This window comes from Lacisediminihabitans profunda (assembly GCF_008040105.1).
GTDB lineage: Bacteria > Actinomycetota > Actinomycetes > Actinomycetales > Microbacteriaceae > Lacisediminihabitans > Lacisediminihabitans profunda.
In genome coordinates, this window is sequence record NZ_VRMG01000008.1 from 218,511 (window position 1) to 238,905 (window position 20,395).

The following is a 20,395-nucleotide window of genomic DNA, read 5'->3' on the forward strand; positions in this document are numbered from 1 at the left end:
TCAGGCGTCGGCGAACGGGTCCGCGATTCCTACGTATCGCGTCTCCAGGTACTCTTCGATTCCCTCAAGGCCTCCCTCGCGGCCGAGCCCGGACTGCTTGACGCCGCCGAACGGCGCGGCCGGATTCGAGACGATGCCCGTGTTGATGCCGAGCATGCCCACCTCGAGTTCCTCTGCGAGGCGAAGGGTTCGGTTGAGATCCCGTGTGTAGGCGTACGCAACGAGGCCGAACTCGGTGTCGTTGGCGAGCCGAATGGCGTCGGACTCCGTCGTGAAAGTCGTGATCGGTGCAACGGGTCCGAAGACCTCCTCGTGCATGATCCTGGCGTGCGCCGGAACGTTGGTGAGCACTGTCGGTTCGTAGAAGTACCCGGCCCCGTCGACGGCCCTGCCGCCGAGGGCGAGCGTCGCGCCCGCCTCCACCGAGGCGGTGACGAGTTCGTGCACCTTCGCCCGGGTTGCCTCGTCAACGAGCGGCCCGATCTTGGACTCCGGCTCGGTGCCGCGGGCGACGGTGTGGGCCCGCATCCGTTCGACGAGCCTGGCTGTGAACTCGTCGGCCACCGACTCGTGAACGAGGATGCGGTTGGCCGCGGTGCAGGCCTCTCCGCCGTTGCGCATCTTGGCGATCATCGCGCCGTCGACGGCCTTGTCCACGTCCGCGTCGTCGAAGACGAGGAACGGGGCGTTGCCGCCGAGCTCCATCGAGACTCGAAGAACCTGGTCGGCGGCATCCGCGATGAGGCGCCGCCCCACCTCGGTCGACCCGGTGAACGAGAGCTTGCGCAGGCGCGGATCCTTGATGAGAGGCGCCGTCACCGCGCCGGCCCGTGTGGTCTGGACGACGTTGAGCACGCCCTCCGGGAGGCCGGCCTCTTGCAAAAGCTGAGCGAAGAAGAGGGCGGTGAGCGGCGTGAGGGCGGCGGGCTTCAACACCATGGTGCAGCCCGCCGCGATCGCCGGCGCGATCTTGCGTGTGGCCATGGCCAGGGGAAAGTTCCACGGGGTGATGAACAGGCATGGTCCGACCGGACGCTTGGTGACGAGCAGGCGGCTGTTGCCGTCCGGGGAGGTCGAGAACCGACCGGAGACGCGCGCGGTCTCCTCGGAGAACCAGCGCAGGAACTCCGCACCGTACGCCACCTCGCCGCGGGCCTCGGCGATCGGTTTGCCCATCTCGAGCGTCATGAGCAGGGCGAAGTCGTCGGCGCGCGTCGTGAGGAGTTCGAAGGCCCTGCGCAGGATCTCCGCTCGCACCCGAGGCGCCGTCTTCGCCCAGCCGCGCTGAGCGGCTGCCGCCGCGTCGAGAGCCGCGGCACCGTCGGCCGGGGTCGCATCGGCAATGGCCAGGAGAACCTCGCCGGTGGACGGGTCGTGCACCTCGAAGGTGCCGCCGTCGGCGGCCGGGCGCCATGCCCCACCGATGAACAGGCCCGTCGGAATGCGCGCGAGCAGGGACTTCTCGATCGTCGTCGTGATGATCACAATGACTCCTTGAGGATGCGCACGACGTCGTCGGCGGTGGGCTGGATGGGGTTGTTGACCGTCACGGAGTCGGCGATCGTGTCGGCGGCGAGAGACGGAAGAGCCTCGGGAGTCACCCCGAACGAGGAGAGCGGGCCGGTCATGCCCACACGAGCCGCGAGCGCGGCGATCGCCCTGATCGCCGACTCGGCGTTCTCCTCCTGGGAAGCAGCGGTGTCCCCCACCCCGAGGGCGAAGGCGACCCGGGCGATGCGCTCCACCCGCGCCGGCAGGTTGAACCGCAGCACGCTCTCGATCACGATGCACAGGGCGAGCCCGTGCGGGATGTTGAACTGGCCGCCCAGGGGATGCGCGATGCCGTGCACGAGCCCGAGACCCGTGTGCGAGAACCCGACGCCGGCGATGTGGCTCGCAAGCAGCAGTTCGGCACGGGCCTCGATGTCCGAACCGTCATCGACGGCCCGCGGGAGGTACTCGGCCACCGTGGAGATCACCTGGAGGGCGAGTCCGTCGCTGTACGGGTTCGCGCGCACCGAAAGGTAGGACTCGAGGGAGTGGGTGAGGGCGTCCATGCCGGTGGCTGCGGTGGCCCCGGCGGGCAGGCCCACCGTGAGGTCCGGGTCGAGGATGGCGGCCCTGGCAAGGGCGCTATTGTGTCCGACGTAGAACTTACGGTGACTCACGACGTCGGTGATCACCCCGAAGGCATTCACCTCCGCCCCGGTGCCGGCGGTGGTGGGGATCGCGACGATCGGGAGCGCGGGGTGGACGAAGGTCGTGGTGTAATCCAGGCCGACGCCGCGCTCCGGGTTGACCGCGCCGAGGGATATTCCCTTGGCGGCATCCATTGAGGACCCGCCTCCGACGGCGACGATGGCCTGCGCTCCGACGGCGGCGGCGAGATCGCTTCCCTCGTCGACGCAGGTCGTGGTCGGATTGGGCGTCACGCCCCCGTACACCGTCACGACGAGTCCGGCCGATTCGAGCGACTCGCGCACGCTCGCCACAATCGGGGATGAGGCGAGGAACGGATCCGTGACGACCAAGGCACTCGTCGCGCCGGTTGCCGCAGTGGTCTGGCCCACCCTCGTCACCGCGCCGCGACCGAAGTGGGCGATCGGCTTCTGGTCTATCGTAAGTTCGATATCGGCGAGGGGTCGTGGCAGGGGGGCCAGACCGGTGGGGACGATGGTCTTCATGCGAACTCCTTCTGAACGCGAAACTCGATGCCGAGAAGGTCCTCGTAGAGTTTCACCGGGGTCATTTCACCGGCGCGGTCGCCGTACTGGGCTCTCGCCCGGCGGTAGATCTGCTCAACGAGGGCGCTGAGTTCGGACGGCGCCCCCACGGCCCGGGCGAGATCGATCGACAGGCCGAGGTCCTTGCACGCGAGAGCGATCGCGAAGCCCTCGTCGTAGTCGCCGTTGTCGAGGATCGACAGCAGGTCGTTCTGCACGAAGTTGCTGTTGGCCGGGCTCGCGATGAGCGAATTGCGCAACACGCCGAGGTCGACGCCGGCACGCACTCCGATGGCGAGCACCTCCGCCGTCGCCACCAGGTGCGAGAACCAGAGCTGATTGATCATGAGCTTCACGGCGTAGCCGGTGCCGGCGGAACCCACGTGCAGGATGCGCTCCGGGTCGCCCATCGCCTCGAAGATCGGGCGCAGGCGGGCCACGTCATCCGACTCTCCCCCGATGAAGATCTGCAGCATTCCATTCGCCGCCCCGACCGACATTCCGCTGACCGGCGCGTCGAGGATGTGAAGGTTGCGATCCGCGTAGTCAGAGCGGACTCGCTGGGCGAGTTCCGGCACCGAGGTGGACATGTCCACCCAGGTGCCGTTGTCGGCGATCCCGGCAAGGATGCCCATCGTCGGGTCGCACACCACGGTCTCCACGTGGCGCGGTGTCGGCAGCATGGTGATGACGACCTCGCTCTGGGCCGCCACCTCCGCCGGGGTGTCGGCCCAGAGGGCTCCGGCTGCGACGAGCTCGTCGGCCGATTCCCGCCGGATGTCGTTGACCACGAGGTCGAAGCCCGCCTTCTGCAGGTTTCGGGTCATGCCGGAGCCCATGTTTCCCAGGCCGATGAAGCCGACGCGCGTCGGAGTGTTGGTACTCATGTGTTCGTGCGTTCTCAATCGTTGTTCAGGGGCGAATCGCCCAGGTTGATCCAGGTGGTCTTGAGCGCCGTGTAGGAGTCGAAGGCGTGCAGCGACCGATCGCGGCCGCTGCCCGAACTCTTGAACCCGCCGAACGGCGTGATGACGTCGGCGACGTCGTAGGTGTTGATCCACACGGTTCCGGCGCGCAGGTCGCGCGCCACGGCGTGGGCCGTCGTGAGGCTGGCCGTCCAGACACTCGCCGCGAGGCCATACGCGCTGTGGTTGGCCACGCGCACCGCCTCGGCCGCGCCGCGCACCGTGCTCACAGCGAGCGCGGGACCGAAGATCTCCTCCTGGCCGATGCGGCCCGCGTTGTCGACCCCCACGAACACCGTTGGCTCCACGTAGAAGCCCTCGGTCAGGCCCTCCGGTCGCACGCGCTGCCCGCCGTGCACCGTGACCCCTTCCGAGCGCGCGACCTCGGTGTATTCGAGAACGCGGTCGAGCTGGGTCGCGCTCGCGATCGTGCCGATCTGGGTCGCGTCGTCGAGAGGGTCGCCGAGGACGAGCGAGTCACCCACCCGGCGCACCTCCTCCACCAGCTCATCGTGTACCCGCTCGTCCACGATGAGGCGGCTGCCGCCGTGGCAGGTCTGCCCCGCGTTGTAAAAGATGCCCCACGCGACGGCCGAGGCGCAGGCCGCGATGTCCTCCACATCGGAGAGCACCACCTGGGGCGACTTGCCGCCGAGCTCGAGCGCCACCTGCTTGCCGTTGGACTCCCCGGCGTAGCTGAGGAAACGGCGGCCGACAGCCGGTGAGCCGGTGAATGTGATCTTGTCCACCAGGTGGTGGCGGCCGAGTGCCTGGCCGGCGACCGCGCCGAGGCCGGAAACCACGTTGAACACCCCGGGCGGGATCCCCGCCTCGGCGGCGAGCTCCGCGAGTTTGAGGGCCGAGAGGCTCGTGAGCTCCGCCGGCTTGAGCACGACGGAATTGCCGGCGGCGAGCGCGGGCGCGACCTTCCACGCCGTGATGATCAATGGGTAGTTCCAGGGGACGACCGCCCCGATCACGCCGAGCGGCTCCCGTGTCACGAGAGCGAGGGCACTCTGGGGGGCCGGAGCGACCTCGTCGTAGATCTTGTCGATCGCCTCGGCATACCAGCGCACGGTGCGGGCGGCGTTCGGCACGTCGACCCGTCGCGAGTCGCCGATGGGATGCCCCGAGTCCATCGCCTCGAGAAGGGCGAGCTCATCGAGGTTCTCGAGCATGAGTTCGCTGAGCCGCAAGAGCACGCGCTGACGCTCCCGACGGTCGGCTCGCGACCACACCCCGGAGTCGAAGGCCCTGGCGGCCGCGCGCACCGCCGCATCCACGTCGGCCTCGCCCGCGGCGCTCACGCTCGTGATGAGCGAACCGTCGCGCGGTGAGATCGTGTCGAAGGTCGCGCCGTCGATGGACGGGCGGAACTCGCCGTCGATGAACAGCCGGTTCTCGGGGGTGAGCGCCGCCGCGCGGCCAGCCCAGTTCGTCATATCGTGAACCTCTTCACTGCATCCCAATCGATGGTGGCGCCGAGTCCCGGTGCCGTCGGAACCACGAGATTACCCTCGCCGTCGATGTCCAGCGGCTCCATGAAGAAGTCACGGCGCTCGGGTGTCCATCCCGGCGGATCATACGGAAACTCGAGATACGGGCCGGCATCGACACCAGCCGCCACGTGCAGGTTCGCCAGCAGACCGAGTCCGTTGCTCCAGGTGTGCGGGGTGAACAGTCGGTGCCTGAGGTTGGCCGATTCGGCGACCTGGCGGGCGCGATACATGCCGACGGCGAGCACGACATCCGGCTGGTAGATGTCGTAGGCGTCCGCCTCGATCAGGGCGGCCAGCTCCGGCATGCTACGCACCATCTCGCCTCCGGAGATCTGGATGCCGGTCTGGGCACGTACCCGGCGCGCGCCAACGACATCGGCCTGGGGCAGCGGTTCCTCGAGCCACAACACGCCCAATTCCATCAGCTGGGCGGCGATCGCCTGAACCCGCGCGAGCGGCAGCGCGGCCTCGATGTCCCCACTCATCCGCCACATCTGATTGAGGTCGACCATGAGGTCGAAGTCCGGCCCGACAGCCTCTCGTGCGGCCCTCACGGCGGCGATCCCCTCGTCGATGTTGTGCCGCGCGATTCGAATCTTCATCGCCTTGAAGCCACGCTCCCGGGCCGCGAGGGCGGACTCCGCCCGAGCCTCCGGCGACTTGAGCTCACCGCTCGACGCGTAGCTGACGAGTCTGTCCCGCGCCCCGCCGAACAGAACGCTCACGGGCAGACCGGCCACCTGGCCGATGATGTCCCAGAGAGCCGACTCGAGCGGCCAGTATCGGCCTCCATGGAAGTTGATCGTCTCGATGCGTCGAACCTGGTTGAGGATCTGCATCGGGTCGGTGCCGAGGAACAGGTGCTCGTACGCCTCGAATCCGTCCATCGTGTCGCCGGAACCGACGCCCACGAGACCACTGTCGGTCTCCACCTCCACGAGCGTGGCCGGAAAGTCGCGTCGCGGTTCAGGGTCCCACGCCGCGTGGAACGGCGGGTCGAGCGGCAGGCTCAGCCGCGTGAGCCGGATGGCGGTGATCTTCATTCGTGACTTCCTGATCGGTGTGGACTAGGCCCGCGGTGTGAAGAAGGGGTTCGACGGCGAGTTACGCGCCGCGATCACCTCCTCGGTGCTCGGGAGTGACCTGGCGCCGTTTTCGAGCGCCGTGCGCACTGAGAGGCGGTTGTTGGCGAACACGGCCTCGGCGTCATCCGCTGCAGGGTTCACCCATACGGCGGCGATGATCACATGGCTGTCCGCCTCGTCGACGGAGATCACGCCATCCGCGAGCGCGTCCGCGACACCGGCGGCGATTCCGGCCTGCGCCGGCCCCCAGATCAGGAGCCCGTGGCCGTCGCCGGCCGGGGCCGCCTTGGTCACGAAGAGGGTGAGCGGCTTGACGGGCAAGGACGGCCGCAGCACGGCCACGAAGGGCACGTGCCCCTGGCTCGGGGTGGCGAGGGCCGAGGCCCACGCCACCCCCGCCGGCCCCTCGCGGTGACCGAAAACGGTGTTGACATGGGCGGCGTTGACGCCGTCCCCGTCAAAACTCTCACCAATCTGAAGGGCCTGGGTCATCTAGATCAGTCCCTGCTTCACGAGCCAGTCGTGGGCGATCGTCTTCGGGTCGTCGCCGTCGACATCCGCCTGCGCGTTGAGCGTCTGCATCTCGGTGGTCGTGAGCTTCGGGGCCATCAGCGCGATGACCTTGGCGATTCCCGGGTATTTGTCCAGCGTGGCCTTCTTGACCGTGAACGCTCCCTGGTATACAGGGAAGAACTCCTTGTCGTCCTTCATCACCGTCAGGTCGAGGGCCTTGATGCGGCCGTCGGTCTGGAAGACCTCGCCGAAGTTGCAGTCCGTGCCCTTCTGGGTGGCGGTGTAGATCACCCCGGTGTCGAGCAGCGCCACGTTGGAATCCGGAACGTCGATGCCGTATGCCTTCTTGAGGCCCGGCCATCCGTCATCGCGGGTCGAGAACTCGCTCTCGATGCAGAACGTCTGCTCCTTGACCGGGAGCTTGGCGATGTCGCTCAGGGACTTCACCCCAAGCTTCTTCGCCTTGTCGGAGCGGATCGCGAACGCGTACGTGTTGTTGAGAGGAGCCGGATCGATCCAGGCGATGCCATTCTTCGCGTCGGCGGTCTTCGTCGCCGCGAACTGGGCGGCTTCGCCCTTCACGGGAGCGGTGTTCTTGTTGTACGTGATCCAGGATGTGCCCGTGTACTCCCAGTAGCCCATGAAGTTGTCACTCTCGAGCGCCGCCCGAACGTTCGCCGAGCCGACGACCTTGATGTTCGCCGTGGTCTTGGCGCCGTGGGCGTTGAGCAGGTCGCTCGTGAGATAGGCGAGGATGAACTGCTCGGAGAAGTCCTTCGCCCCGATCGTGCCGGTGAGGCCGGCGACCTCGGTGCCCTTGCCAGACGACTTCGTCGTGCTTCCGGCGCCCGAGCACGCGCTGAGCGCGAGCACGCCGACGGCCGCGAGGGCCAGCAGCGACGTGGTGGTGCGTTTGTTCATTGTTTCTCCTTGTGCGGTGATGGGTGGGTGCTGTGCGGGTGAAGATCGGGAAATCAGGTTCCGCGCGGGCGGAGCAGGTCTTCGGCGATGCCGGCGACCCAGTCGATCAGCAGGGCGATGCAGGCGACGAGGACCGCTCCGGTGATGAGCACGGGGTAGCGCTGCAGCTTGAGGCCATTCACGATCATGTCGCCGAGGCCGCCCGCATTGATGAAGGTGGCAATGGTCGCGACGCCGACGCAGAAGACGAGCGAGGTGCGCAGCCCGGCAAGAATCACCGGCACGGCGAGGGGAAGCTCGACGTGCAGTAGCACCTGGTTGGGCGTCATCCCCATTCCCCGCGCGGACTCGCGCACGCTCTCGTCCACCTGCTGCAACCCGATCAGGGTGTTGCGCAGAACCGGCAGGAAGGAGTAGATCACGAGCGCCATGAGCGCGGTCGTGTAGCCGGTCTGCCAGACGATGGCGAGAAGGATGATCACCCCGACCGCCGGAGTCGCCTGCCCGACGTTCGCGACGCCCAGAACGATGCCCCGCACGACCTTCGACCGGGTGCGGCTGAGAGCGATCCCGAGCGGGATGGCGAGCACGGCGACCAGCGCGGAGGCCACGATCGTGAGTCCGAGGTGCTCACGCGTGCGGTTGATGATGTAGTCGATGTTGAGGGTGCGCCGCTCGATCGAGTCGAGCTGGAGGCTCGAGAGCCAGAGCAGCAGAATGCCGAGCACGAGGACCACGAGGACCGGCGTGACGAACCGCTTCGCGGTGAAGAACCGGCCGCGCACGCTCGGCTGCCGGCTGTAGGACACTGCCATGTCCCCGGTGGCTTGGCCGGTCATGGCCGGCTCGCCTGCACGGTGGGTGTGGCGACATCGGCCCCGAGCACAGCCGAGATCCGGTCGACACTGATGGATCCGATCGGCCGGCGTGCCTCATCGACGACGGTGAGCGCGGCGAGTCCGGTGAGCACGAGTGAGTCCAGCGCGTCGCGGAGGGTGTCGGTGTCGCACACGGTGATGGGACCGCCCGACGACTCGCTCACTGGACCGAGCACGGCGTCGGTGACGGGAATGAGGGTGAGCCTCTTGATGGCCGCTCCGTGCCCGATGAAGGAGGCCACGTAGTCGTTGGCCGGCGACGCGAGGATGTTGGCCGGGGTGTCGAACTGCTCGATCTGGCTGCGATCGCTCAGCACCGCGATTCGGTCGCCGAGACGCACGGCCTCGTCGAAGTCGTGGGTGACGAAGATGATCGTCTTGCCGAGAGAGTCCTGCAGCCGCAGGAACTCGGCCTGCAGTTTTTCGCGGGTGATCGGGTCGGTGGCGCCGAACGGTTCATCCATGAGCATGACGGGCGGATCGGCGGCGAGCGCGCGGGCAACGCCGACTCGCTGCTGCTGACCACCGGAGAGTTGCTTGGGGTAGCGGTGCGCGAAGTCCCTCGGGTTGAGCTCAACGGTGGTGAGCAGCTCGTCGATACGGTCCCCGATGGCGTTCTTGCTCCATCCGAGCAGTTTGGGCACCACGGCGATGTTCTCCGCAATGGTCATGTGCGGAAACAGGCCGATCTGCTGGATCACATAGCCGATGTGACGTCGGAGCTCGTGCGGGTTGAGCGAGAGCACGTCGCGACCGTCGATCGAGATCGAGCCGCTCGTCGGTTCGATGATGCGGTTGATCATCTTCATCGTGGTGGTCTTACCGCATCCGCTCGGTCCCACGAACATGATCAGCTCGCCCGGCTCCGCCGTCATGGAGAAGTCCTCAACAGCTGCGACAGGCTGGTTGGCGTAACTCTTGGTGACGTGGTCGAGCACGATCCGGGCGCCGCTGGTGTTGCGGGCGATCTGGATGATGGCGGTGTCTGGTGTTTTAGGCACGGAGTCCCCTTGACGTCGTGTAGCGGGTGATGGTGACGAAGAGCGCGTCGACGAGGAGCGCGAGGATGACGACGCCGAGAGTGCCGGTGAGCGCGAAGTTGAGCGCATTCACGGAGCCGAGGGACGACAGTCCCTGGAAGATGTACGAGCCCAGCCCCGGACCGGCGACGTACGCGGCGATGGCGGCGATGCCGATGGTGAGCTGCGCCGCGACCCGCACCCCGGTGAGGATGATCGGCCAGGCGATCGGCAACTGAATGCGCAGGAGCACCGAGAACTGGTTCATCCCCATCCCGGTCGCCGACTCCATGACGGCCGGCGGCACCTCACGAAGCCCGACCACGGTGTTGCGCACGATCGGCAGCAGCGAGTACATGACCAGCGCGATGACGGTGGGCGTCCAACCGAGCCCAAAGGTGGGGATGAGCAGCGCCAGCATGGCGAGGGAGGGGATCGTGAGGGCGACACCAGCGGCGGCGATTACCACGGAGCGCGGAATCGGGCGGTTCCAGACGAGCATGCCGATTCCGACACCGACAACCATGGCGATGAGCAGCGAGATGGCGACGACCGCGATGTGTTCGACGATCAGACCGAGGATGTCCGGCCACCGCTGTGACCAAAAATGCAGCAGCCGACTGAAATCGAATCCGGTCACGGTTGCGTCCTCCTCACTCTTCGTTGAGTTGCCGTCGCCGCTTGTGGTGCAGCGGCCGACTAGAGGAACACTACGAGTTGGTTCTTATTTGAGCAACCCCGGTTGCGCAAATGGCAACCATCCACTAGCGTGGGCGGCATGACGACCGACAGTGAAGCGGCAGTTACGGCCCCCCGGCGCAATTCGGCCGGTCTCCGCAGGGATCTCGAGCTGCTCGAGATCCTCGGCTCGCCCGAGGCGGAGTCGGCCGGCGGGCTCGGCGTCGTGCGTGTCTCCGAACTCGCCGGACGCGACAAGGGCGCGGTCTCGCGAACACTCGCCACTCTCGCCGACTCCGGACTCGTCTCGCGCGACTCCGTGACGCAGAGCTACCGGCTCGGCTACCAGCTCTACGCCCTCGCGGCGCGCACGCTCGAATCCCGACTGGTGCGGGCATCGGTGCCGTACCTGCGTCGCATGGTGACCGCCACGCACGAGACCACCCACCTCTGCGTGCTCCGCGGCGGCAATGTGCTCACTCTCGCGAGCGAGCTGAGCGAGTACGCCTTTCGCGGCCTCGGCTGGGAGGGCGTGAGCACCGCGGCCTGGCAGACCTCGTCCGGGCGCGTGCTCGTGAGCGACTGGGCGGAGGATGACCTGCGGCGCTGGTACGAGGCCCACGGCCACGACGCCGCGGTCACGGGTCCCGTCAGTCCCCCGCTGCAGGCGTCCGGCGTCCCGATGGCGTCGCCCACTGGGGTCACCCCCCTCGTGACGGACTTCGACAGTCTCACGGCCGAAATCGCCCGGATCAGGCGTCGCGGCTTCGCGACCGTCGACGAGGAGTTCGAGACGGGCGTGGTCGGCGTCTCGGCGCCCGTGTTCGACTTCAGGCAGAACATCATCGCCGCCATCAACGTGAGCGCTCCCAAGCCCCGGCTGGGGGCGCATCTCGACGAGGCGGGCGCGCTGGCCGCCCGCGTCGCGGCGGAACTCTCCGCCCAGCTGGGCGCGAACTCGCGCGGGCGCTGACCGGCGGGTGCGCCGGAGCGGGCTCCTAACGCCGGTTGGCGAGCACCACGACGAGGAGCCCGGCGATCGGGAGCAGCCCCACCGCGAGGGCGATCGTCGGCATCATCTTCGCGCTCGATCGCACGAGAGCGATGATCGCGAGCACGAGCGAGGCGACGACGATCCCCGCCCCGACGAAGAACACGATGAGGCTCGGACCCGGTCCACTTCCCGAGCCGTTGAGCGCGTAGTCGATGCCGCTCACGAAGCCCCAGAAGCCGACAGCCGCACCGACGACCGCCAGGGCGAGTGCCACCAGCGAGAGGCGGCTGTACGGGCGCGGCGCGCGCGTCGGGGCGGGATCCGAACCTGCCATGGTGCCCTCCTGGCTCATCATCGTCCTATCAGGTTCTGCACGAAGACGTGAGGCGTGAATCCGGTGAGATCATTGATCCCCTCGCCCTGGCCCACGAGCTTGATCGGGATTCCCGTCTTCTCCTGCACCGAGAGCACGAACCCGCCCTTCGCCGACCCGTCGAGCTTGGTGAGCACGAGTCCCGTGACCCCGGCATGCTCGATGAAGGCTTCCGCCTGCGCGAGGCCATTCTGCCCCGTTGTCGCGTCGAGCACGAGCAGCACCTCCGCGATCTCCGTCTGTTTCTCCACGACCCGCTTCACCTTGGCCAGCTCGTCCATGAGCCCGCTCTTGGTCTGCAGGCGGCCGGCCGTGTCGATGAGCACGATGTCCACGCCCTCGCGTTGGGCCCGCTCGATCGTCTGGAAGGCGACGGATGCCGGATCCTGGCCCTGCTGCTGCGGCTTCTGGATGGACGCGCCCCCGCGTTCGGCCCAGGTGGCCAGCTGCTCGACCGCCGCGGCCCGGAACGTGTCGGCCGCACCGACGATAACCGTGCGCCCGCGCGTCGTGAGGAACTTCGCGAACTTGCCGATCGTCGTTGTCTTGCCGACGCCGTTGACTCCGACGACGAGCACGACGGCCGGTCGCGCGCTGAGGGTGAGGGTGGGGTCGAGCCTGGCGAGGCGCTCCTCGAGGGTCTCCCGCAGCATCCGCCGCAGGTCTTCCGGGTCGGTCGTGGAGTACTTGCGCACGTTCTCGCGCAGCTCGGCGACGATCGAATCGGTGATGTCAGAGCCGAAATCGGCGGTGATGAGAGCGTCCTCGAGGTCGTCCCAGGTCTCGTCGTCGATGGTCTTGCGCGAGAACATTCCCTTGAGCGCACCCGACAGGGACCACGGAGTTGCCATTCCCCCATGCTACCCAGCGGGGCGCACACCGCCCGTGCACTCTCCAGGCGGGGCCGCGTCACCCGCCGCAATAGTTCCCGTTCGTAGGGTCTGTGCCCGCGCGACCCGTCACGAACGCTACAAACGGGCACAGACGCGGGAATTCGTCGGCGCAACGGGCACGGACGCGGGGCACAGACGCGGGCTGGCTCTCCCGCGTTCCACGCGGGGCTCGGGTTGCTCGCGCGACAGCCGCCCGCGCCGGGGCAGGGCAGACTAGAGGGGTGACTTTCGCCTTCATCCGCCACGGCCAGACCGACTGGAATCTCCAACTTCGTCTCCAGGGCTCGTCCGACATCCCCCTCAACGACACCGGGCGGCAGCAGGCCCGAGACGCGGTCGCCGTGCTCTCCGGCACTCGGTGGGACTGCGTGGTGAGTTCCCCCCTCAAGCGGGCCCGCGAGACCGCGCAGATCATCGCCGACGGGCTCGGCATCACACTGGGACCGAGCTATCCCGAACTCGTCGAACGCGACTACGGCGACGGGGAGGGCGCGACCGAGGAGGACATCGAGGCTCGGTGGCCGAACCGTGACTACCCCGGACTCGAGAGTCTCGATTCGGTGGTCGCCCGGGGCCTCGCGGCACTGAATCGCATCGCCGACGACTACGGGGACGCGAACGTCGTGATCGTCTGCCACGGCACGATCATCCGGTACACCCTCAGCGCGCTCGCCGGACGCAAGCTCGATCAGATCAACAACGGATCGACGGCCACCTTCGACCGGATCGGCGAGGGCTGGCGCGTGCACACCGTCAACGACGAGCCGCTCGCCCCGCTTCTGCCCGAGGAACAACTCGCCTAGCGGGCTGCCTAGCCTGCCTGCTCCTGCTTCACCCGCTGGCCGACGACCGCGCTGATGCCGTCGGCGCGCATCGAGACCCCGTAGAGGGCATCCGCGATCTCCATCGTGCGCTTCTGGTGCGTGATGATGATGAGCTGCGACGACTCGCGCAGGTCTTCGAAGATGGTGAGCAGACGACCGAGGTTGGCGTCGTCGAGCGCCGCCTCCACCTCGTCCATGATGTAGAACGGGCTGGGCCGCGCCTTGAAGATGGCGATGAGCAGCGCGACGGCGGCGAGGGAACGCTCCCCGCCGCTCAGCAGCGAGAGCCGCTCGATCTTCTTGCCGGCCGGCTTCACGGTGACCTCGATGCCGGTCGTGAGCAGGTTGTCCGGATCGGTGAGATGGATGCTGCCTGTGCCCCCCGGAAAGAGCACCGGGAAGACGGCGTTGAACGCGGTCTTCGTGTCTTCGAACGCGCTCCCGAAGATGTCCTGCATCTTCTCGTCGATCTCGTCGATGATCGTGAGGAGGTCTTTGCGCGTCGAGGTGAGGTCGGTGAGCTGCTCGGTGAGGAACTTGTGCCGCTGCTCCAGCGCGGCGAATTCCTCGAGCGCGAGCGGGTTGACCCGGCCCAGCTGCGCGAACTTGCGCTCCGCCCTCGCCAGCCGCGCCTCCTGCTCGGCCCGCACGAATCGCTTGCCCTCGGGAATCGCCCCCGCGGCATCCGACTCGCGCTTCTCCTCGAGTTCCTCGTCGCGCTCGCGTTTCTCCGGAGCATCCGCCAATTCCGTCTCGGATATGGCCATTTCGGCCCCATTTGCGCTCTCCGCGACCGAAACCTCCGGAGAAACGCGTGCGGGCAGAAGGTCGCCATCGAGCGGCACGAGCTGTTCGGGGCCGTACTCGGCCACGAGCACGTCCTCGACGAGGCCGAGCTCCTCGCCGGCGCGCTCGAGCAGCGTCGAGAGGTGCAGTTTCTTCTCGTAGACCTGCATCTCGAGGCCGTGCACGCTCTCGCTGATGGCGGTGAGCCGCTCCCGCAACGCGTTCTCGCTGCGACGCAGCTCGGCGAGTTCCTCGTTCTGCGCCGAGCGCTCGGCCTCGCGGGCGGCGAGCTCGAGCCGCGCCTGGGACACCGACCGGTCGACGGAGTCGAGCACCGCGGGGAGCGCCTCGAGCACCCGCTGGGCCGAGGCGACCTGGCGTCGGCGGATCACGGCGCGTCGGGCGGCCTCCTCGGCCTGAACCCGGTCCGCCTCCATCTGGCGCTTCAGCTGTTCGGCCCTCGCCTGCTGGGCGCGCACTCGCTCTCGCGCGGTCTCCACCTGCAGGCGCGCCTCGATCTCGTTCTCCCGCGCCGACTCGAGGTCGGCGAGCACGCCCTCGCGCGCGGCGACATCGAGGATGGGGCGGGGGCGTGACGACGCCGTCTCCAGTTCCTGGCGGGCCCGGTCGGCCTGGGCTGCGGCATCCGCCACCGCATCCGTCGCCAGGGCGAGCCCCTTTTCGAGCCGGTCGGCCTCCGCCTGGGCCGCCTCGACCTGCACGCGCACGCGGTTGAGCTTCTCGGTCTGGGCGGCGAGCTGCGAGTCGAACTGACGCAGGGCGGTGAGGGCGCGCGCCGACTGCTCCTTCGCCACCTGATGACGCCCCCGCTGTTCGGCGAGCGCGAACTTGGCGCGGTCGATGAGGGAGCTCACCTCCTCGAGCCGGTGCTTCGCCGCATCGCGGTCCGCAACGAGTTCGAGCCGCGAACGCTTGGCCCCCGAGCCGCCGCGGAGCACGTATTCGGACAGCACGTCGCCGGACTTCGTGATGATCGTGACGGCCGAGCCCGCGGCGAGACCGGTCCAGCCGGCGCGCGCCGTGGCGAGGTCGTCGGCGATCAGAATTCCGCTGAGCAGGTGCCGCACGCCGTCCGGCGCGGTGACGACGCTCTCGGCGCTGACGATGCCGTCGCCGAGGTCGAGGGCGCTCGCGGTCGGCGCCCCGGACTCCGCGATCACGATCTCGACCCGCCCATAGTCGTTGCTGCCGGAGTGCTCGATCGCGTCGAACGCCGACGAGCGATCGTCGGCCAGAACGGCGTCGGCGAGCGAACCGAGGGCGGCAGCGATCGCAGCCTCGAACCCGGGCTGCACCTGCACGTGTTCGGCGACGAGTCCGCGGATGCCGGCGAGCCGCGCGGAGACGAGCGCGCTCGAGCCGTCCTTCTGGTCGAGGGCCGACGACAGCGCGCTCGTGCGGGCGGCGAGGGCGTCGCGTTCGCGTTCGTGGCCGTGAAGCTGTTCGCGCAGGCGCTCGATCTCGGCCTCGGCATCCAGAACCTCGGCCTGCGCGGTCTCGTAGGCGGCGTCGAGGTCGGTCTCGCCGGAGTCGGTGAGCGCCGCCTCGGCCTCCAACTCGACGAACGAGGCCTGGGACTTCTCCCGCCGGTCGCGGGCCGCGTCGAGCGCGTTCTGCTGGCGGAGCACCTCGCCGCGCACCGCGGCGAGACGGGACAGCGCGGTGTCGGCCTGGCCGCTGAGCTTGGACATCTCGAGGTCGTGCCGGGAGACGAGGGAGGACTGGTACGCGATCTGCTCGTCGAGCCCGTCGAGGTTCGCTCGGGCGACGGCGGTCGCGGCCTGGGCCTCCTGCCACGCGGCCTGCGTCTCGGTGACCGCGGTCAGGAGGCTCTCGATCTCGTCTTCGGCGTCGGCCACCATCTGGCGGGTGACGCCCTGGCCGGCATCCGGAGCGTCGGTCTGCTGCCCGAGCAGGGCCAGGCGCTGGTTGGCGAGCGTGTAGAGGCTGCGCAGCCGTTCCTGCACCGACTCGAGGCCGAAGGCGGTGCGGCGCGCGAGATCCACGGCATCGCCCTCCTGCGACTGCTCGATGCGGTGCTCGCGAAGCTTGTTCTGGTCGAGCTGTTCCTGCAGCACGATCCGCTCGGTCTTGCGTTCGCTCTCGCTGCGGGCCGACGCGGTGATGGCGGCGCGGAGCGTGACGACCTCGTCGGCGAGCAGTCGCGCGCGGGCATCCCGCACGATCGACGCGATCGACTGGGCCTCCTTGGCGATCTCGGCCTGATGGCCGAGCGGCTTGAGCTGGCGGCGGATCTCCCCGGCGAGATCGCTCAACCGGGTGAGGTTGGCCTGCATCGCGTCGAGCTTGCGGATGGTCTTCTCTTTGCGACGACGATGCTTGAGGATGCCCGCGGCCTCTTCGATGAAGCCGCGGCGGTCCTCGGGGCTCGCGCGCAGCACGGCGTCGAGCTGGCCCTGGCCCACGATCACGTGCATCTCCCGGCCGAGGCCGGAGTCGCTCAGCAGCTCCTGCACATCGAGGAGGCGGCAGGTGTCTCCATTGATCGCGTACTCGCTGCCGCCGTTGCGGAACAGGGTGCGGCTGATCGTGACCTCGGCGTAGTCGATCGGCAGGGCGCCATCCGCGTTGTCGATCGTGAGGATCACCTCGGCCCGTCCGAGCGGGCCCTTGGTGGCCGTGCCGGCGAAGATGACGTCTTCCATCTTGCCGCCGCGGAGCGTCTTGGCGCCCTGCTCCCCCATGACCCAGGCGAGGGCGTCGACGACGTTGGACTTGCCGGAGCCGTTCGGTCCGACGACGCACGTCACGCCCTGCTCGAAGGCGAAGGTAGTCGGCTGGGCGAACGACTTGAACCCCTTGAGGGTAAGGCTCTTGAGATACACCGGCCAGCCCTCTCCGACGCCCCAGAAACGTCTGGGTCTACGGTACCGGACGGCGGCGGCTCTCCCCGGCAACCGGGCGAGGCGCGCGTCTCGGCCTCGGCTGCGGGTCCGACCCTCGCGTTGACCCTGCGCACAACTCCTGCAATTCGCCGCCGTCCGCTACGGCGACCCGGGAATCCCGGCGGCCGACGCACCACCGACCGGCAATCCGCAGGAGTTATGCACGCGTGCGCGGCGGAACAGCCGGCGCGCCGCCTCGGTGGTCCCGCGGTCGGATGACTCGTTGTGGTGCGCCGCCGGCCGGGCAAGACTTGAGGAATGCACGCACGGCGCGAGGACGAGCTCAGGGCCGTGCCGGAGGCGGAGCTGGCCGGCTATCTCACCGAGCGGTCGGGCCTGCCTGGCCCGCGCGGCAACCTGGAGCTCGCCGACGCGTTCGCGGCGGTCGCCGACCGCGAGACGATCCTTCGGTTCGCCCACCTCGACGACGAGTACCTGCGCTTCTGCGGCACGGAGGCGGTCGGCCGCCTCGTCACCGCCGAGCCCGGGGATTCCTCGCTCGTGCCGCTGCTGCGCGAACGGGCCGCCGACCCGCTCTGGCGCGTGCGCGAGGCCGCGGCGCGCGCCCTCCAGCTCATCGGCGACGCCGAGCCGGCTCGGCTGCGGGCGATCGTGGCCGACTGGCTGACGGATGCTGACGGCTACGTGCGCCGGGCCGCCGTCGCCGGGATCTGCGAGCCCCGACTTCTCTCCGACCCCGCCACGGCGAGCGCCGCGCTCGACGCGTGCTCGAGCGCGACCGACTGGATCGGCTCACTTCCCGCCGACCGGCGCAGGGACCCGGCGGTGCGCAACCTGCGCCAGGCCCTCGGGTACTGCTGGAGCGTCGCGGTCGCCGCGTCACCGGCCGCCGGACTGGTCGCGTTCGAGCGGCTCCGCACGGTCGACGACCCGGACATCCGCTGGATCGTCTCCACCAACCTCACCAAGGCGCGACTGCGCAGGATTCTCGAAGCGGAGGAGCTCACGCCGCTCCCGCCCGACGAGTCGGCCTGAACCGCGTCGAGGAGCCCCGTGTTCGGGGAATGTAAGGGCGCGCCGTCGGTGCCCGGTTTGTGGCCGCCGATCCGCTTGAATGATCACATGGGCGAGTCGGATGCGAGGGGCCAGTCGCGGGGTCTCGTCGTGATCGTCGAAGACGAGCGCGCGATCGCGGACCTCGAGCGCCTCTACCTCGCCGAGGCGGGCTTCGGCGTGCACGTGGAGGGCGACGGGGAGGCCGGGCTCGCGAGCATCCGACGCCTGCGTCCCGTCGCGATCGTGCTCGACGTTGGCCTGCCCGGCATCGACGGCATCGAGATCTGCCGTCGGCTCCGCGCCGCCGAGGACTGGACGCCGGTGATCTTCGTCACGGCGCGGGACGACGAGGTCGACCGCATCCTCGGCCTGGAGCTCGGCGCCGACGACTACCTCACCAAGCCGTTTTCGCCCCGGGAGCTCGTCGTGCGGATCAAGACGATCCTGCGCCGGCACGACGGACCGGTGGCCGGGCGCGTGCTCACCGTCGGGGTCATCGTCCTCGACCCGCTTCGGCGCCGGGTCGAGGCATCCGGGGTGCCGGTCACGCTCACGAGCACCGAATTCGATCTGCTGGCCAAGCTGATGAGCTCGCCGGGGCAGGTGTTCACCCGCGAGCAGCTGCTGTCGTCGGTGTGGGGCCAGGCCGACTACGGTCTCGGGCGCACGGTCGACGTCCACGTCGCCCAGCTGCGGTCCAAGCTCGGCGAGTCGAGCCCCATCGTCACGTCCCGTGGGGTGGGCTACTCGGTGTCGGCATGAGGGCCTACCTCCGATCCTTGCGCGGTCGCATCACCCTCGTCACCGTGAGTGTCGCGATGCTCGCCGTTCTCGCCACCGGCCTCATCTCCCTGCAACTCGTACGGGTGTCGACCATCAACGAGGCGAAGGCCCAGCTTGCCGCCCAGGCGGAGGTGCTGAGCAAGCTTCGCGCGGCGGCCACCATCGGCGACCTGAGCGATCGGGTGAAACTCGCCCTCGGCGACACGGATGTGGCGCTCGTTCGCCGAAACGGTCAGGTGGTCGGCGGAGCGGCCGCCTACATCGACCGGGCGATGGTGCGGCGACTGCTGCGCGGGAATCCGGTGTCCACGGTGCGGCGCAGCGACGGCGAGACGGTGGTGATCGAGGGCCGGGCGACGCCGTCCGGAGCGGCGATCGTGCTCGTGCGCTCGCAGGCGAGCCTCGAGCGCACGACCCAGCAGACGGCCGGTCGCATCCTGATCGCCCTCCTCGTGGGGATCTTCCTCGCGGTGATCGCCGGTGCCCTGCTCGCCCGGTGGATCGCGAAACCGCTGGTGACGACCGCGGCGACGGCGCGAAGAATGGCCGCCGGCGAACGCGGCCTGCCGATCACCGCGCACCGTCCGACCGAGATCGCCGATGTCGCGGATGCCCTGGCCAGCCTCGACCATGCCCTCACCACGAGCGAGGGCCGGCAGCGGGAGTTCCTGCTGTCGATCTCGCACGAGCTGCGCACACCGCTCACGGCCGTGCGCGGGTACGGGGAGGCGATGACCGACGGCCTCATCCACGAGGCGGACATCGCCTCGGTGGGCGCGACCCTCGTCGCGGAGACCGAACGCCTCGATCGCTTCGTGGCCGATCTGCTCGAGCTTGCGAGGCTCGAGGCCGACGACTTCGTGATCCACCGTCAGGCGCTCGACGTCGCCGCCCTGCTCGACGAGGCCGGCCAGGCGTGGCTCGGCCGCTGCGCGACCCTCGGCGTGGCGCTGGCGGTCACCGCCGACCACACGACGATCGTCACGGACGGACGGCGGGTGCGCCAGGTGCTCGACGGGCTCGTCGAGAACGCGCTCCGGGTGACTCCGGCCGGCGCCGGAGTGCAGTTGCACGCCCGCACGGAGGGGACGGATGTCGTGCTCGAGGTGCGCGACGGTGGCCCCGGCCTGAGCGCCGACGACCTGCGGGTCGCCTTCGAACGCGGGGCGCTGCACGCGCGATACCGCGACATCCGCCCGGTGGGCACCGGGCTCGGGCTCTCGATCGCCTCGCGGCTGGTGTCCCGGCTGGGCGGCAGCATCGTCGCGGGAAACGCGCCGGGCGGCGGAGCGGTCTTCATCGTGCGGCTCCCCGCGGCGTAGGCCCGCCCTTGCACTCTCGGCGTGGCGCCTCCTGCTCCCCGCCCCTGCTCCCGCCCCCTGCCGCTCCTGCTCCCTGCTCCTTGCTCCGCCCCTGCTCCCCGCTCCTGCTCCTGCTCCTGCTCCTGCTCCTGCCCCTGCCCCTGCCCCCGCTCCCTGCTCCCCGCCCCTGCTCCCCGCCCCCGCTCCCCGCCCGAG

18 protein-coding genes are annotated in these 20,395 nt (G+C 69.0%); 5 read left to right on the forward strand and 13 right to left on the reverse strand.

From position 1 onward, the window contains the following. Genes FVP33_RS11920 through FVP33_RS11965 form a run of 10 tightly spaced genes read right to left on the reverse strand, consistent with a single transcriptional unit; the run spans position 1 to position 10,243 of the window. The gene (locus FVP33_RS11920; protein WP_147783886.1) at positions 1–1,485 is read right to left on the reverse strand and encodes an NAD-dependent succinate-semialdehyde dehydrogenase; all 1,485 of its coding nucleotides are present in this window, start codon (positions 1,483–1,485) and stop codon (positions 1–3) included. Further along, positions 1,482–2,684, reverse strand: a complete 1,203-nt coding sequence (locus FVP33_RS11925) for an iron-containing alcohol dehydrogenase family protein (RefSeq protein ID WP_147783887.1) — start codon at positions 2,682–2,684, stop codon at positions 1,482–1,484. The genes FVP33_RS11920 and FVP33_RS11925 overlap by 4 nt, the downstream gene beginning before the upstream one ends. Next, positions 2,681–3,628 carry an NAD(P)-dependent oxidoreductase gene (locus tag FVP33_RS11930; protein WP_342779867.1) on the reverse strand — a complete coding sequence of 316 codons (948 nt, stop codon included), beginning with the start codon at positions 3,626–3,628 and terminating at the stop codon, positions 2,681–2,683. The genes FVP33_RS11925 and FVP33_RS11930 overlap by 4 nt, the downstream gene beginning before the upstream one ends. Further along, on the reverse strand, positions 3,625–5,130 hold the full coding sequence (locus FVP33_RS11935) for an aldehyde dehydrogenase (protein ID WP_147783889.1): 1,506 nt from the start codon (positions 5,128–5,130) through the stop codon (positions 3,625–3,627). Before FVP33_RS11935 ends, FVP33_RS11930 begins: the two co-directional genes overlap by 4 nt. Then, a complete protein-coding gene (locus FVP33_RS11940; RefSeq protein WP_147783890.1) occupies positions 5,127–6,230 on the reverse strand; it encodes a mandelate racemase/muconate lactonizing enzyme family protein in 1,104 nt (367 codons plus the stop codon). Before FVP33_RS11940 ends, FVP33_RS11935 begins: the two co-directional genes overlap by 4 nt. A 24-nt stretch (positions 6,231–6,254) precedes the next feature. Beyond that, the gene (gene fae / locus FVP33_RS11945; protein WP_147783891.1) at positions 6,255–6,764 is read right to left on the reverse strand and encodes a formaldehyde-activating enzyme; all 510 of its coding nucleotides are present in this window, start codon (positions 6,762–6,764) and stop codon (positions 6,255–6,257) included. After that, positions 6,765–7,706, reverse strand: a complete 942-nt coding sequence (locus FVP33_RS11950) for a glycine betaine ABC transporter substrate-binding protein (RefSeq protein ID WP_147783892.1) — start codon at positions 7,704–7,706, stop codon at positions 6,765–6,767. A 53-nt stretch (positions 7,707–7,759) separates the two neighbouring features. Beyond that, positions 7,760–8,545 carry an ABC transporter permease gene (locus FVP33_RS11955; RefSeq protein ID WP_147783893.1) on the reverse strand — a complete coding sequence of 262 codons (786 nt, stop codon included), beginning with the start codon at positions 8,543–8,545 and terminating at the stop codon, positions 7,760–7,762. Continuing rightward, the gene (locus FVP33_RS11960) at positions 8,542–9,585 is read right to left on the reverse strand and encodes an ABC transporter ATP-binding protein (RefSeq protein WP_246142313.1); all 1,044 of its coding nucleotides are present in this window, start codon (positions 9,583–9,585) and stop codon (positions 8,542–8,544) included. Before FVP33_RS11960 ends, FVP33_RS11955 begins: the two co-directional genes overlap by 4 nt. Beyond that, positions 9,578–10,243 (reverse strand): ABC transporter permease, encoded by a 666-nt coding sequence (locus FVP33_RS11965; protein WP_246142314.1) that lies wholly within the window; start codon positions 10,241–10,243, stop codon positions 9,578–9,580. The genes FVP33_RS11960 and FVP33_RS11965 overlap by 8 nt, the downstream gene beginning before the upstream one ends. Before the next feature lie 138 nt (positions 10,244–10,381). On the opposite strand from FVP33_RS11965, the gene FVP33_RS11970 reads away from it, so the two are divergent. Next, positions 10,382–11,254 (forward strand): IclR family transcriptional regulator, encoded by an 873-nt coding sequence (locus tag FVP33_RS11970; RefSeq protein ID WP_147783895.1) that lies wholly within the window; start codon positions 10,382–10,384, stop codon positions 11,252–11,254. Between the two features lie 25 nt (positions 11,255–11,279). On the opposite strand, the gene FVP33_RS11975 is transcribed toward FVP33_RS11970, so the two are convergent. After that, positions 11,280–11,609: a hypothetical protein gene (locus tag FVP33_RS11975; RefSeq protein WP_147783896.1), complete on the reverse strand. Its 330-nt coding sequence runs from the start codon at positions 11,607–11,609 to the stop codon at positions 11,280–11,282. Between the two features lie 17 nt (positions 11,610–11,626). After that, the gene (gene ftsY, locus FVP33_RS11980; RefSeq protein WP_147783897.1) at positions 11,627–12,499 is read right to left on the reverse strand and encodes a signal recognition particle-docking protein FtsY; all 873 of its coding nucleotides are present in this window, start codon (positions 12,497–12,499) and stop codon (positions 11,627–11,629) included. Between the two features lie 263 nt (positions 12,500–12,762). Between ftsY and FVP33_RS11985 the strand changes: the two genes are divergently transcribed. Then, on the forward strand, positions 12,763–13,344 hold the full coding sequence (locus FVP33_RS11985) for a histidine phosphatase family protein (RefSeq protein ID WP_147783898.1): 582 nt from the start codon (positions 12,763–12,765) through the stop codon (positions 13,342–13,344). A gap of 8 nt (positions 13,345–13,352) precedes the next feature. Here FVP33_RS11985 and FVP33_RS11990 read toward each other — a convergent pair whose 3' ends face one another. Then, positions 13,353–17,018 (reverse strand): AAA family ATPase, encoded by a 3,666-nt coding sequence (locus FVP33_RS11990; protein WP_147783899.1) that lies wholly within the window; start codon positions 17,016–17,018, stop codon positions 13,353–13,355. Positions 17,019–17,336: 318 nt separating this feature from the next. Here FVP33_RS11990 and FVP33_RS11995 point away from each other — a divergent pair, with 318 nt between their 5' ends. The 3 genes from FVP33_RS11995 to FVP33_RS12005 all read left to right on the forward strand — a co-directional run bounded on the left by FVP33_RS11995 (position 17,337) and on the right by FVP33_RS12005 (position 20,200). After that, positions 17,337–18,074: a HEAT repeat domain-containing protein gene (locus tag FVP33_RS11995; protein ID WP_147783900.1), complete on the forward strand. Its 738-nt coding sequence runs from the start codon at positions 17,337–17,339 to the stop codon at positions 18,072–18,074. Between the two features lie 87 nt (positions 18,075–18,161). After that, positions 18,162–18,857 carry a response regulator transcription factor gene (locus tag FVP33_RS12000; RefSeq protein ID WP_147783901.1) on the forward strand — a complete coding sequence of 232 codons (696 nt, stop codon included), beginning with the start codon at positions 18,162–18,164 and terminating at the stop codon, positions 18,855–18,857. Continuing rightward, positions 18,854–20,200, forward strand: coding sequence for a sensor histidine kinase (locus tag FVP33_RS12005; protein WP_147783902.1), 1,347 nt, complete (start codon positions 18,854–18,856; stop codon positions 20,198–20,200). The genes FVP33_RS12000 and FVP33_RS12005 overlap by 4 nt, the downstream gene beginning before the upstream one ends. Positions 20,201–20,395 lie beyond the last annotated feature (195 nt).

Coding starts and splice junctions, on each gene's coding strand:
- FVP33_RS11925 (WP_147783887.1), bottom strand. CDS start 2,684: ATGAAGACCATCGTCCCCACCGGTCTGGCCCCCCTGCCACGACCCCTC.
- FVP33_RS11935 (WP_147783889.1), bottom strand. CDS start 5,130: ATGACGAACTGGGCTGGCCGCGCGGCGGCGCTCACCCCCGAGAACCGG.
- FVP33_RS11940 (WP_147783890.1), bottom strand. CDS start 6,230: ATGAAGATCACCGCCATCCGGCTCACGCGGCTGAGCCTGCCGCTCGAC.
- fae (WP_147783891.1), bottom strand. CDS start 6,764: ATGACCCAGGCCCTTCAGATTGGTGAGAGTTTTGACGGGGACGGCGTC.
- FVP33_RS11950 (WP_147783892.1), bottom strand. CDS start 7,706: ATGAACAAACGCACCACCACGTCGCTGCTGGCCCTCGCGGCCGTCGGC.
- FVP33_RS11955 (WP_147783893.1), bottom strand. CDS start 8,545: ATGACCGGCCAAGCCACCGGGGACATGGCAGTGTCCTACAGCCGGCAG.
- FVP33_RS11970 (WP_147783895.1), top strand. CDS start 10,382: ATGACGACCGACAGTGAAGCGGCAGTTACGGCCCCCCGGCGCAATTCG.
- FVP33_RS11975 (WP_147783896.1), bottom strand. CDS start 11,609: ATGGCAGGTTCGGATCCCGCCCCGACGCGCGCGCCGCGCCCGTACAGC.
- ftsY (WP_147783897.1), bottom strand. CDS start 12,499: ATGGCAACTCCGTGGTCCCTGTCGGGTGCGCTCAAGGGAATGTTCTCG.
- FVP33_RS11995 (WP_147783900.1), top strand. CDS start 17,337: ATGCACGCACGGCGCGAGGACGAGCTCAGGGCCGTGCCGGAGGCGGAG.
- FVP33_RS12000 (WP_147783901.1), top strand. CDS start 18,162: ATGGGCGAGTCGGATGCGAGGGGCCAGTCGCGGGGTCTCGTCGTGATC.
- FVP33_RS12005 (WP_147783902.1), top strand. CDS start 18,854: ATGAGGGCCTACCTCCGATCCTTGCGCGGTCGCATCACCCTCGTCACC.